This window comes from Cupriavidus sp. UME77 (assembly GCF_014170355.1).
Lineage (GTDB): Bacteria > Pseudomonadota > Gammaproteobacteria > Burkholderiales > Burkholderiaceae > Cupriavidus > Cupriavidus basilensis.
Genome location: NZ_LZZU01000012.1, coordinates 1 through 12,382 on the forward strand (window position 1 = coordinate 1; position 12,382 = coordinate 12,382).

The window sequence follows — 12,382 nt, forward strand, 5'->3', positions numbered from 1 at the left end:
GGGCACGGCGGGCGAGGGGGGCCAGCAGGGGGCGGACTCCCGCCAGGCGGCCTCGCATAGGGAGCAGGCAGCATGAGCGCGCAAAGCGAGATGATTGCCGCACGCGGCGTGCATGCCTGGTATGGCAGCAGCCACGTCCTGCGCGGGATCGATTTCAGCGTCGGCACGGGCGAGACCGTGGGCTTGCTGGGGCGCAACGGCATGGGCAAAAGCACGCTGCTGCGTACTCTGCTGGGCCATGTGCGGCAGCGCGAGGGCACCATCCTCGCCGGCGGGCGCGACGTCTCCCGTGCGCAGCCATATGAAGTGGCACGCCTGGGCGTGGCCTATGTGCCCGAAGGGCGGGGCATCTTCCCCAATCTCTCAGTGCGCGAGAACCTCTTGATGGCGGCGCGCAAAGGGCCGTCCGGCCGGATGGACTGGGACGAGGCAAGGGTGCTGGACCTGTTCCCGCGCCTCAAGGAGCGCCTTGGCCACGGAGGCCAGCAACTGTCCGGCGGCGAGCAGCAGATGCTGTCGATCGGACGGGCCCTGATGACCAACCCGGACTGCCTGATCCTCGATGAGGCGACCGAAGGCCTGGCGCCACGCATTGTCGCCGAGATCTGGCAGGTCATTGCCACCGTGCGCGCCACCGGCATTGCGTCTGTGGTGGTGGATCGCAACTACCGCACGGTGCTGGCCAATGCGGATCGCGTGGTGGTGCTGGAGAAGGGCATGGTCGTCATGAACGGGCCTGCGGCCGAACTGGCGGTGGAACCCGGCTTGCTGGATCGCTATCTTGGCGTTTGATCCGCACACGCCTCATGTTCAATTGTGACTAATTGTGCGCAATTTGTGGCGATGCAGCAACGTGCGTATCCCCCTATTCGTGGGCGATCTGGTGGTCCACCCCGCGCAAGCGCTTGACCGGGCGGGACTTCCCTCGCATGCTTGCCACGTCACCAGCACGAGGCAGGTTCCTCAAGGCGGGATGCTCCCTAGTGGTCGTCACCCGGCACTTCATCTAGAATGGCGCGCGTTTGTGCAATGCAATAGCGGCACGGTGCCGTTGCGCCATCTCGGGCGCACATCTCCGTGTGCCGATGCCGTTGCGCGAGCCTTTCAACCTTACCCTTATCCATGACCCAGCCCGCAACCAGTCATTATTTCGTCGAAAGTCCCAGCAAGCGTGCGCTGGTGATCGGGGCGATCGGCGTCGTCTTCGGCGATATCGGTACCAGCCCGTTGTACGCCCTGAAGGAGTGCTTCAGCACCGAGCACGGCATCCCATTTAGCGACGCCGCCGTCATGGGGATCATCTCCATGTTGTTCTGGGCGATGATCATCGTGGTTTCGCTCAAGTACGTGATGTTCGTCATGCGCGCCGACAACGACGGCGAGGGCGGCATCCTGGCCCTGATGGCGCTGGCGCTGCGCACCGCGGCACCGCGCTCGCGCATGGCAAAGCTGCTGATGATGTTCGGCATCTTCGGCGCCTGCATGTTCTATGGCGACGCGGTGATCACCCCGGCGATCTCGGTCCTGTCCGCGGTGGAGGGCCTGGAGATCGCCGCGCCCGGGCTGTCGCACTTCGTCATACCGATCACGCTGGTGATCCTGGCGGCCTTGTTCATGATCCAGCGCAGCGGCACCGCCGCGGTGGGCAAGCTGTTCGGGCCCATCATGATGGTGTGGTTCGCCGCGCTAGGCGCCCTGGGTGTGTATCACATGATGCACGTGCCCTCGATCCTGATGGCGGTCAACCCGTACTACGCGGTCACCTTCCTGATGGAGCATTCGCTGCAGGCCTTTGTGGTGCTTGGCTCGGTGTTCCTGGTGCTGACCGGTGCGGAAGCGCTGTACGCCGATATGGGCCACTTTGGCATCCGGCCGATCCGCATGGGCTGGTTCGCGGTGGTGATGCCTTGCCTGATGCTGAACTACTTCGGCCAGGGCGCGATGCTGCTGCAGAACCCCGAAGCCATCAGCAATCCGTTCTACCTGATGGTGCCGCAGCCCCTGCTGATCCCCATGGTGCTGCTGGCCACGTGCGCCACGGTGATCGCCTCGCAGGCCGTCATCTCGGGCGCATTCTCGCTGACCAGCCAGGCCATCCAGCTGGGCTTCGTGCCGCGCATGCGCATCCGCTATACGTCGGACGCTGAAATCGGCCAGATCTACCTGCCGGTCATCAACTGGCTCCTGCTGGTGCTGGTGGTGATCGTGGTGGTGGCCTTCAAGAAATCCGACAACCTGGCGGCCGCCTACGGTATCGCGGTCACCACCACCATGGTGATCACCACGTTCCTGGCCGCCGTGGTCATGCGCAACGTGTGGAAGTGGAACCCGATCCTGGTGACCCTGATCGGCCTGACCTTCCTGTTGGTCGACCTGGCGTTCTTCTCGGCCAACCTGCTCAAGATCGCCGAGGGCGGCTGGTTCCCGCTGCTGATGGGCGGCACCGCCTTCTTCCTGCTGATGACCTGGCACAGCGGGCGCAAGCTGCTGCGCGCGCGCAGCCTGGAAGATGGCATTCCGCTCGAGCCGTTTATCGGTGGCCTGCTGGCGCACCCGCCGCATCGGGTCGAAGGCACGGCTGTGTTCCTGACCGGCAACACCGAGTCGGTACCGGTTTCGCTGCTTCACAACCTCAAGCACAACCGCGTGCTGCATGAGCGCGTGGTGTTCCTGAGCTTTGTCACGCGCGACGTGCCCTATGTGGACGATGACCATCGCCTGACCTGCAAGGATCTGGGCGGCGGCGTGTTCATCCTCAAGTCCGAATACGGCTTCAAGGAAACGCCGGATGTGCAGCGGGTGCTGGATCTGGCCCAGCGCAAGCTCAACATGCACTTCGAGCTGATGGAAACCTCGTTCTTCATCGCCCGCGAATCGGTGATTCCGTCGAAGCTGCCGGGCATGTCGATGTGGCGCGAAAGCCTGTTCGCGTGGATGCATCAGAACGGTGCCAAGCCCTCGGACTTCTTCCAGATTCCGGCCAACCGTGTGGTTGAGCTGGGCACCAAGGTGGAGATCTGACGGCAGCCCCCGCCGTTCGCATGCCGCGGTAGCGGCCGGGCCAGCCTCACTGGCCCGCGAAAGAAAAAAGCCCCTGTGCACATGGCACAGGGGCTTTTTTTACTTCAGTACCGCCAGGCTCAGCGCTTGAGCTTGGCGAAGGCTGCCGCCATGGCGCCTGACGGTTCATCGCGGCGCTGATTACCGCCGAACCCCTTGCCCTGGCCGGCCCGCTGGCCCTGACCCTGGCGCGGCGCGTTGCCGCGGTCGGTCTGGCCCGCGCGGACCGGGCCCTGGCCAGGCTCGTCGTCCAGGCGCATGGTCAGGCCAATGCGGTTGCGCTTGACGTCCACCTCCATCACCTTGACCTTGACGATCTGGCCAGCCTTGACCGCCTCGTGCGCATCCTTGATGAACTTGGTGGACAGGGCGGAGATGTGGACCAGTCCGTCCTGATGCACGCCGATATCGACGAACGCGCCAAAGGCGGCAACGTTGGTGACCACGCCTTCGAGCACCATGCCCGGCTGCAGGTGCTTGATGTCTTCCACGCCGTCCTGGAAGGTTGCGGTCTTGAACTCGGGGCGCGGGTCGCGGCCGGGCTTTTCCAGTTCGGACAGGATGTCGCGCACGGTCGGCAGGCCGAAGGTCTCATCCGTGAAGGATGTCGGCGACAGGCCACGCAGCGCTTCGCGATTGCCCATCACTTCCGGCAGGCCCTTCTTGATCTGGTCGAGGATCCGCTTGACCACCGGGTAGGCTTCCGGGTGGACCGAGGAGCGATCCAGCGGATTGTCGCCATCGTTGACGCGCAGGAAGCCAGCGGCCTGCTCGAACGTCTTGTCACCCAGTCGCGGCACCTTCTTCAGCGCGGCGCGATTGGGGAAGGCCCCGTTGGCATCGCGGTACTCGACGATATTGCGCGCCAGCACCGTGTTCAGGCCGGACACACGGGCCAGCAGCGGGGCCGAGGCGGTATTCACGTCCACGCCCACGGCGTTCACGCAATCCTCCACCACGGCGTCCAGCGCGCGGGCCAGCTCGCGCTGGTTCACGTCATGCTGGTACTGGCCCACGCCGATCGACTTGGGATCGATCTTGACGAGTTCCGCCAACGGGTCCTGCAGGCGCCGCGCGATCGAGACCGCGCCGCGGATCGACACGTCGAGGTCCGGGAATTCCTTGGCGGCCAGTTCCGATGCCGAGTACACCGATGCGCCGGCTTCGCTGACCACGATCTTGGTCAGCTTGGCTTCAGGCAATGCCTTCATCAGGTCCAGCACCAGCTTGTCGGTTTCGCGGCTGGCGGTGCCGTTGCCGATCGAGACCAGCATGACATTGTGCTGCTTGGCCATGCGCGCCAGCGTGGCGAGCGAGCCGTTCCAGTCGCGGCGCGGCTCGTGCGGGTAGATGGTGGCGGTGTCGATCAGCTTGCCGGTGGCGTCGACCACGGCCACCTTGCAGCCGGTGCGGATGCCCGGGTCGATGCCCATCACGGACTTCGGACCCGCCGGCGCGGCCAACAGCAGTTCGTGCAGGTTGCGGCCGAACACCTTGATGGCTTCACTTTCCGCGGTTTCACGCAGCTGGGTCAGCAGCTCGGTTTCCAGGTGCGGCTGCACCTTGACGCGCCAGCACCAGCGGCAGACGTCGGCCAGCCATTTGTCGGCCGGGCGGTTCTGGTTCTGGATGCCGACATGGCGCGCGATCATGCCTTCGCACGGGTGCGGCACCATCGCGTCCTGTTCCTCGCCCAGGCCGAGCTTGACCATCAGCACGCCCGCATTGCGGCCGCGGAACAGCGCCAGCGCGCGGTGGGACGGAATGGTGCGGATGGTTTCGCTGTATTCGTAGTAATCGCGGAATTTCTCTTCTTCCGCGCCTTCCTTGCCTTCCATCACCGAGGAGGTGACCACGCCGTTGCTCCACAGGTGCTCGCGCACTTTGCCAAGCAGCTCGGCGGTTTCGCCAAATTGTTCCGACAGGATGTCGCGCGCGCCATCCAGCGCGGCCTTGACGTCCGGCACGCCGCCGTCGGCGGTGGGGTTGCCGTTGACGTACTTGGCGGCCTCCACCTGCGGGTCCAGCGTGGGATCGGCCAGCAGCGCCAGCGCCAGCGGTTCCAGCCCGCATTCGCGCGCGATCTGGGCGCGGGTGCGGCGTTTGGGCTTGTAGTGCAGGTAAAGGTCTTCCAGGACCTGCTTGGTTTCCGCGCCTTCGACGGCTGCGCGCAGCTCGGGCGTCAGCTTGCCCTGTTCCTCGATCGAGGCGAGGATGGTGGCGCGGCGCTCTTCCATCTCGCGCAGATAGAGCAGGCGTTCTTCCAGATTACGCAGGTGCGTGTCGTCCAGGTTGCCGGTCACTTCCTTACGGTAGCGCGCAATGAACGGGACGGTCGCGCCTTCGTCGAGCAGTTCTACGGCCGCCGCCACCTGGCGGGGTTGGACGGACAGTTCGGCCGCGATGAGCGACACGATCTTTTGCATGACGGAAGCTGGCAGAGTGGACATCAGGAAAACAGTCGGTCGAAAGCGGGGCATTTTGCCACAAGCTTGCCGCCACGCGGCGAGGCGCTCGGGGAGGGTACTGCCCGCGTGACCCGGGGTGCCCGCAGGGGCGGTGGCGCCGCGCCGGGATGGCGGCCTGCCCGTATGTCAACAAGCGTGGCAACAAGCGCGGCAACCGGCAGGCGGATGTTAGAATCCAAGCATGATCGTCAAGCCACATCCGACCGCCCTTGCGGCCGCGTTCCCCGACCGCCTCGCCACGCCGGCTGTGCTCCGCGCGGCCCGCTTGCTGCCCGCGCAGCTGCGGCTCGCCGTGCTTGCCACTGGCCTGGCGGCGTTGTTCCTGCCAACGCTCGGCCAGGCGCAGGCGGCACCTGGTGCCTCACAGCCTCCTGCCGCTGCTGGCGCGCCGCAAACGCCGCCCCGGGATTTCGCCGCGGAGCGCAAGGCCATCAGCGACTCGCGCGCCTGGACCACCTATCGGTATGGCACGGCCGAGCACGATTGCTACAACAAGTTCTTTGTCACGCATTGCATCGACAAAGCCAAGGACGCGCAGCGCGCCGAGTTGCAGGTGTTGCGCAAGCGCGAGCTCGAGGTCGGTGACGCGGAGCGCGCATTCAAGGCGGCCGAGCGTGACCGGCAACAGGCGATCCAGCGTGCCCAGTACGAAGCGGAGCAGCCCAGCCGCGACGCCAACGAGCGTGCCAGCCGCGAAAGCTACGAGCGCAAGCAGCAAGAGCAGAAACTGCGCGATGCGCAGCACGAGGCCGATGCGCCGCAGCGCGCCGCCAATGCCCAGGCCTACGACAAGAAGCAGGCCGACTTCGATGCCCGCGTCAAGGCCGCTCAGGAGCAGGGCGCGCAGCAAGCCAAGCAGCGGCAGGAAAATGTAAAGGCTTACGAGCAAAAGCAGCGTGACGCCGAGCAACGGCAGAAAGACGTCGACGAGCGCCGTGCCAAGGCCAAGGAGCAGCAGGGTCAGGCGTCCGCGCCACGTCCCTTCGGTTTCTGAGCGGCTAAGCGCCGCGCCCACAGCCGGGGGCAATACCGGCGACAATAGCCGGTGCCGGACGTGGGCGCGACGCACCTGGCCGCGCCCACGTCATTTGCCGTACCGGCCCGCCGGCGCCCAGCGCCGGCTTTGAGCGGGGGAGCCCATGGACCGCAACCTGAATACCTTATCGCGACAGATCATGGAATTGCAGATCGAGCATCGCGATCTCGATTACCTGATCGACCGCATGGCGGCTGATGCCGCGCACGATGAGCTGCAACTGCGCCGACTCAAAAAGCGCCGCCTCAAGCTCAAGGATGCGATTACCTTGCTGCAGCTTCAGCTCGAGCCGGACGTGCCCGCCTGATTCCCCGATTCCCCTTGCCCCGGGCCGCTCTTGAAGCGGCTCGCCAAAAAGCCTCGCCTTGCCCGATTCCGAAGACCTGCCCGCCGCCACCGTAACGTCAGATCCGTCTGATCGCGCCGCTACGCCCGACACATCTGACTCGCCCGAAGCAACGGCGGCCAGCGCTGCCGGGCCGGCCGGTACGGCGGTTTCGCACGCCGCCCAACTGGCCACCATCTTTGCCGAGACCGGGACCCTGGCCACCGGCATCGAAGGCTATCGCCCGCGCGCGGCGCAAGAGCAGATGGCCGCCGCCGTGGCCGGGGCGATCGAGCGGGCAGACACGGTCATCGTCGAGGCCGGCACGGGCACGGGCAAGACCTTTGCCTACCTGGTTCCGGCCATGCTGTGGGGCGGCAAGGTGATCCTCTCCACCGGCACCAAGAACCTGCAGGACCAGCTTTTCCTTCGCGATATCCCCACGGTGCGCAAAGCGCTCAATGTGCCGGTGTCGGTGGCGCTGCTCAAGGGGCGGGCCAACTACCTCTGCCATTACCACCTGGAGCGGGCCGAGATCCAGGGCCGCCTGGCTTCGCGCCAGGATGCCGCCTGGCTGCGCGAGATCGCCCGCTTTGCCAAAGTCACGTCGTCGGGCGACAAGGGCGAGCTGGCCTCGGTGCCGGAAAACGCGCCGGTCTGGCAACTGGTCACCTCGACCCGCGACAACTGCATGGGCACGGAGTGCCCGAGCTACAAAGAGTGCTTTGTGATGCGCGCTCGCAAGGAAGCACAGCAGGCGGACATCGTGGTGGTCAACCACCACCTGTTCTTTGCCGACGTGGTGCTGCGTGACACGGGCATGGCCGAGCTGCTGCCGGCTGCCAATACGGTGATCTTCGACGAAGCGCACCAGTTGCCCGATACGGCGACGCTGTTCTTCGGCGAGAGCCTGTCTACCAGCCAGCTGCTGGAGCTGGCGCGGGACACCGTGGCCGAGGGTCTCTCGCACGCGCGGGACGCCGCCGACTGGGTGCGGATCGCGGCCCCCCTGGAGCGCGCCGCGCGGGACCTGCGCCTGGCCTTCACCCGGGACAATTCCCGCCTGGCGGTGAGCCAGATCGAGGCGGACCCCCGCATCGGCAAGCCATTCTTCGAGACGCTGGACGCGCTCGAAAGCGCGCTGTCGGAATTCGTGACCCTGCTTGAGAGCCAGGCCGAACGTGCCGAGTCACTGGAGCAGTGCCATCGCCGCGCGGTGGAGCTCGACCAGCGCCTGGCCGCCTGGCGCAACGATGCCAAGGCGGTGTCACCGCCCGCCGCTGCAGGGGGCGATGAAAAAGCCCCGGCCAGCGCGGCCTTCGGGCCGGAAACCGTGCGCTGGGTCGAGGTGTTCTCCCAGACCGTGCAGTTGCACCGCACGCCCTTGTCGATCGCGCCGATCTTCACGCGCCAGCGCGAAGGGCACCCGCGCGCCTGGATCTTCACCTCGGCTACGCTATCCGTGAAGGGCAATTTCACGCACTATGCGGCCCAGCTTGGCCTGGACAAGGACAAGTCGCTGACGTTGCCCAGCCCGTTCGACTACGCCACCCAGGGGCTGCTCTACGTGCCACGCGACCTGCCGGCGCCGCAGTCGCCGCAGTTCACCGACGCCGTGGTGCAGACCGCGCTGCCGCTGATCGAGGCCGCCGGCGGCCGCGCTTTCCTGCTGTGCACCACGCTGCGGGCAGTGCAGCGTGCCTCCGACCTGCTTTACGAGGCCTTTGCCGAACGCGGCCTGGAGCTGCCTTTGCTGGTGCAGGGCCAGGCCAGCCGAACCGAATTGCTGGACCGCTTCCGCGAGCTTGGCAATGCGGTGCTGGTGGGCAGCCAGAGCTTCTGGGAAGGCGTCGACGTGCGCGGCGAGGCGCTCTCGCTGGTCATCATCGACAAGCTGCCGTTCGCCCCGCCCGACGATCCCGTGCTGGCGGCGCGCATGGAAGTGCTGCAAAAGAAGGGCCTGAGCCCGTTCGCCGTGCATCAGTTGCCGCATGCCGTGATCACGCTCAAGCAGGGCGCGGGGCGGCTGATCCGCTCGGAATCCGACCGTGGCGTGCTGGTGATCTGCGATACCAGGCTGGTGGAGAAGCCCTACGGCCGCCAGATCTGGCAGAGCCTGCCGCCCTTCAAGCGCACGCGCGAGGCCGAGACGGTGGTCCACTTCCTGGAGTCGCTGCGCAATGGCGAAGGCGCACCGGCGGCTGATGACGCCGCAGGGCAAGCCGCGCCCGATTGACCACCTGGCGCGGGCGGCGGCCAACAAACAAAAAACCCGATCTTCCGATCGGGTTTTTTGTTGTCAGCGCGCTCAAGCGCCGTGCCTGACGTTCAGAACACTTCCCACCAGGACTTGTCCTTGCGGCGTTCCCCGTACTTGATGTAATCGCTGTTGGGGAAGTTCTTTTCCATCACGCGGGCGGTATCGTCGCGCAAGTCCTTCATGCCCAGCGAATCGTACGAGCGGATCATGATGTACAGCGCTTCCTCGTTGGCCGGCGCGCCGTCGTAGTCCTTGAGCGCCTGCTGAGCCCGGTTTGCGGCGGCCAGGTAGGCGCCACGGCGGTAGTAGTAGCGTGCCGCATGGACCTCGTGCTGGGCCAGCGAGTTCACGATGTACTGCATGCGCGCGGCAGCATCCGTCGTGTACTTGCTGTCCGGGAAGCGCGTGACCAGCGTGTTGAAGGCGTCATAAGCAGCGCGCGCGGCCTTGGGGTCACGCTCGCTCAGGTCCTGGCCGGAAAAACGGCCAAGCCAGCCCAAATTGTCATTGAAGTTGATCAGGCCCTTCAGGTAATAGGCATAATCCACGTTCGGGTGATTCGGATGCAACTGGATGAAGCGGTCGACCGAGGCAAGCGCGGCGGCGGTTTCGCCGTCCTTGTAGTTGGCGTAGGCGGTATCGATCTGTGCCTGCTGGGCGAAACGGCCGAAGGGATAACGTCCCTCAAGCTTCTCGTACAGCTTCACAGCTCGGGTAAAGTCGCCGGAATCTAGTGCGTCCTTGGCTTCCGAATATAATTTGTTAGCCGACCAGCCGGCAGTTTCGTCTGGTTGATCCGACAGCAGGCCGCACGCCGATAGCATGACGCAGCCGCCTGCGAGCAGAATCGCTCCAATTCTTGCGCGCCAGCTGGCGCGCTTCATGCTCATCAATTGCATGGGCAACGTATCCCGGATGAAAAATAGCGTCAAGCATTATAGCCCAAGCCCCTTGTCGGAAACCGCCGCCAAGGGCATCGAGCAGCAAGCTGCCGATTCAACCGACATCTTGAACGAGGTGGAGGACCTGGAAGACCTGACCGATGTGGCCGCGCTAGGCGGCCTGGAGGCAGGAGCGGAGGCATCGCCAATCGAATTGGAAATGCAGCCGGTAGAGATTGAAGTCGATGGTGCGTCACACGGCGAACGCCTCGACAAGTTGCTGGCACGCCACCTCAGCGGCTTCTCGCGCAGCCGCCTGCAGCAATGGATCGAGAACGGGGCGGTGCTGGTCGACGGCGAGGTGCGCCGCTCCAAGTCCTCCGTGCAGATGGGCGAGCGGGTCGTGGTCCGTCCGCAGGCGGCGGCAGAATCGCGCGCCTTCGTGGCCGAAGACGTGCCGCTCAACGTCGTGTACGAGGACGCCACGCTGCTGGTCATCGACAAGCCCGCCGGCCTGGTGGTGCATCCTGCCGCCGGCAACTGGGGCGGCACGGTGCTAAACGGCCTGCTGCACCGCTACCCGGAGGCCGCAAGCCTGCCGCGCGCGGGCATCGTCCACCGGCTCGACAAGGAAACATCGGGGCTGATGGTGGTGGCCCGCACGCTGACCGCCCAGACCGACCTGGTGCGCCAGCTGCAGGCGCGTACCGTCAAGCGCAGCTACCTGGCGCTGGTGTGGGGCGTGACGCCCGAGTCCGGCACCATCGATGCGCCGATCGGCCGTGATCCGCGCGAGCGCATCCGCATGGCGATCGTGCTCACCAACAGCGGCAAGCCCTCGCGCACCCATTTCCGTACCCTTGGCACGGTGCCGCTCGGGCGCGGCCACGTGTCCATGGTGATGTGCCAGCTCGAAACCGGCCGCACCCACCAGATTCGCGTCCACTTCGAGTCAATCGGCCATCCCATGGTGGGCGATCCGGTCTATCACCGCGCCGCCACCCAGCGCGGCCAACGTCCGGCCATCAAGGCACCGCTGCCGGTGCCGCTGGCGCGCCAGGCGCTCCACGCCTTCCGGCTTGGGCTGGTGCACCCGGCCACCGGCAAGCTCGTATCTTGGGAAGCGCAGCCGCCCGATGACTTGCAGGCGCTGATCGAAGCGCTCGACTTTGACCGTGCCGGCGACGAAGACGAGGACGACGGCTGGACGGAAGGCGAGGACGGCGCATGGGAATACGGCGATGACGACTGAGGTGCCCTGGCTGGTCCCCGACTGGCCGGCGCCGGCGCGGGTGCGCGCGTTGTCCACCACCCGCCAGGGTGGCGTCAGCGAGGCCCCCTACGGCTTGGCTGACGGCAGCCCGGGCGGGCTGAACCTTGGCACCCATGTGGGCGACGATGCCGCCGCGGTCGCGGCCAACCGCGCACGCCTGGCGGCGCGGCTGCCGGCCGCACCGGGCTGGCTGGAGCAGGTGCATGGCTGCGCGATTGCCACCGAGGACCAGTTTGCCGCCGATGGCGTGGTTCCGCAGGCGGACGCCAGCATTGCCACGACCGCTGGCCGGGTCTGCGCCGTGATGACCGCCGATTGCCTGCCCGTGCTGCTGTGCGACCGTGCCGGCACGGTGGTTGGCGCCGCGCACGCCGGCTGGCGCGGGCTGTGTGGCGGCGTAATCGAGGCAACCCTGGCTCGCATGGGCAAGCAGGTTGGCGAGCCGGCTGGCGCGCAGGCGCAATGGCTGGCCTGGCTCGGGCCGGCCATCGGCCCGGATGCCTTCGAAGTTGGCGCCGAAGTCCGGCAGGCTTTCCTGGCCCAGGCGCGGCCTGACGAGACGGCGCAGGTGGATCTTGCCTTCCGCGCCGGCGCGGGCGGCAAGTACTTCGCCGATATCTACGCGCTGGCCCGCATCCGCCTGGCCCGCGCCGGCTGCACCGCGGTGTACGGCGGCGACGCCTGCACCGTTGGCGATGCGCAGCGCTTCTACTCCTACCGGCGCGACGGCGTCACGGGGCGCATGGCCAGCCTGGTCTGGCTGGCCGCCTGAAACTTTCCCAGCGTCAATCCCGGGCAGGCGGCTGTTCCGGCCCTGCGGATTCTGCAGGTGCCACGGGGCCGGCGGGCGCTTGCGCGCTCTTCGCCTGCCTCGCTTCCTCTGCCTTGCGCCGGCGCAGGCGCCCCGGGGTGCCCATGATGTACACCAGGATCGCCACCGGGAACAGGCCGTAAAAGACGAACGTGGCCAGTCCCGCGACCACGGTATGCTCGGTAATGGCCATCATCAGGACCACATACAGCCAACCGATTGCAACGATATACATCAGAAAGTCATCCTTCTCGGGCAAGCTAGCCCC

The 12,382-nt window shown here is 66.3% G+C and carries 10 protein-coding genes; 7 read left to right on the forward strand and 3 right to left on the reverse strand.

What is annotated here, in order from left to right; genetic code table 11:
• The first annotated feature begins 72 nt into the window (after positions 1 to 72).
• Positions 73 to 792, forward strand: coding sequence for an ABC transporter ATP-binding protein (locus A9975_RS04855; RefSeq protein WP_183031629.1), 720 nt, complete (start codon positions 73 to 75; stop codon positions 790 to 792).
• Positions 793 to 1,122: 330 nt separating this feature from the next.
• Positions 1,123 to 3,021 carry a potassium transporter Kup gene (locus A9975_RS04860; protein ID WP_183031630.1) on the forward strand — a complete coding sequence of 633 codons (1,899 nt, stop codon included), beginning with the start codon at positions 1,123 to 1,125 and terminating at the stop codon, positions 3,019 to 3,021.
• A gap of 119 nt (positions 3,022 to 3,140) precedes the next feature.
• Here the strand turns inward: A9975_RS04860 and A9975_RS04865 are convergent, their stop codons facing one another.
• Positions 3,141 to 5,510 carry a Tex family protein gene (locus tag A9975_RS04865; protein ID WP_183031631.1) on the reverse strand — a complete coding sequence of 790 codons (2,370 nt, stop codon included), beginning with the start codon at positions 5,508 to 5,510 and terminating at the stop codon, positions 3,141 to 3,143.
• Positions 5,511 to 5,709: 199 nt separating this feature from the next.
• Here A9975_RS04865 and A9975_RS04870 point away from each other — a divergent pair, with 199 nt between their 5' ends.
• The 3 genes from A9975_RS04870 (at position 5,710) to A9975_RS04880 (ending at position 9,125) form a co-directional block, all read left to right on the forward strand.
• Positions 5,710 to 6,522, forward strand: coding sequence for a hypothetical protein (locus tag A9975_RS04870; RefSeq protein WP_183031632.1), 813 nt, complete (start codon positions 5,710 to 5,712; stop codon positions 6,520 to 6,522).
• A gap of 145 nt (positions 6,523 to 6,667) precedes the next feature.
• Complete coding sequence (locus A9975_RS04875) at positions 6,668 to 6,871, forward strand: DUF465 domain-containing protein (RefSeq protein WP_150987726.1); 204 nt, start codon at positions 6,668 to 6,670, stop codon at positions 6,869 to 6,871.
• A gap of 58 nt (positions 6,872 to 6,929) precedes the next feature.
• Positions 6,930 to 9,125, forward strand: coding sequence for an ATP-dependent DNA helicase (locus A9975_RS04880; protein WP_255503061.1), 2,196 nt, complete (start codon positions 6,930 to 6,932; stop codon positions 9,123 to 9,125).
• A 92-nt stretch (positions 9,126 to 9,217) separates the two neighbouring features.
• Here A9975_RS04880 and A9975_RS04885 read toward each other — a convergent pair whose 3' ends face one another.
• Complete coding sequence (locus A9975_RS04885) at positions 9,218 to 10,048, reverse strand: outer membrane protein assembly factor BamD (protein ID WP_183031633.1); 831 nt, start codon at positions 10,046 to 10,048, stop codon at positions 9,218 to 9,220.
• Between A9975_RS04885 and A9975_RS04890 the strand changes: the two genes are divergently transcribed.
• Both A9975_RS04890 and pgeF read left to right on the forward strand, forming a co-directional pair.
• A complete protein-coding gene (locus A9975_RS04890; RefSeq protein ID WP_370563911.1) occupies positions 9,972 to 11,282 on the forward strand; it encodes an RluA family pseudouridine synthase in 1,311 nt (436 codons plus the stop codon). The two genes, A9975_RS04885 and A9975_RS04890, sit on opposite strands and share 77 nt — an antisense overlap.
• Positions 11,272 to 12,075 carry a peptidoglycan editing factor PgeF gene (gene pgeF / locus A9975_RS04895; RefSeq protein ID WP_183031634.1) on the forward strand — a complete coding sequence of 268 codons (804 nt, stop codon included), beginning with the start codon at positions 11,272 to 11,274 and terminating at the stop codon, positions 12,073 to 12,075. Before A9975_RS04890 ends, pgeF begins: the two co-directional genes overlap by 11 nt.
• A 13-nt stretch (positions 12,076 to 12,088) precedes the next feature.
• On the opposite strand, the gene A9975_RS04900 is transcribed toward pgeF, so the two are convergent.
• Positions 12,089 to 12,349 (reverse strand): hypothetical protein, encoded by a 261-nt coding sequence (locus A9975_RS04900; protein ID WP_183031635.1) that lies wholly within the window; start codon positions 12,347 to 12,349, stop codon positions 12,089 to 12,091.
• Positions 12,350 to 12,382: the final 33 nt, after the last annotated feature.

Coding starts and splice junctions, on each gene's coding strand:
- A9975_RS04870 (WP_183031632.1), top strand. CDS start 5,710: ATGATCGTCAAGCCACATCCGACCGCCCTTGCGGCCGCGTTCCCCGAC.
- A9975_RS04865 (WP_183031631.1), bottom strand. CDS start 5,510: ATGTCCACTCTGCCAGCTTCCGTCATGCAAAAGATCGTGTCGCTCATC.
- A9975_RS04855 (WP_183031629.1), top strand. CDS start 73: ATGAGCGCGCAAAGCGAGATGATTGCCGCACGCGGCGTGCATGCCTGG.
- A9975_RS04885 (WP_183031633.1), bottom strand. CDS start 10,048: ATGCAATTGATGAGCATGAAGCGCGCCAGCTGGCGCGCAAGAATTGGA.
- A9975_RS04860 (WP_183031630.1), top strand. CDS start 1,123: ATGACCCAGCCCGCAACCAGTCATTATTTCGTCGAAAGTCCCAGCAAG.
- pgeF (WP_183031634.1), top strand. CDS start 11,272: ATGACGACTGAGGTGCCCTGGCTGGTCCCCGACTGGCCGGCGCCGGCG.
- A9975_RS04875 (WP_150987726.1), top strand. CDS start 6,668: ATGGACCGCAACCTGAATACCTTATCGCGACAGATCATGGAATTGCAG.
- A9975_RS04890 (WP_370563911.1), top strand. CDS start 9,972: ATGACGCAGCCGCCTGCGAGCAGAATCGCTCCAATTCTTGCGCGCCAG.
- A9975_RS04900 (WP_183031635.1), bottom strand. CDS start 12,349: ATGTATATCGTTGCAATCGGTTGGCTGTATGTGGTCCTGATGATGGCC.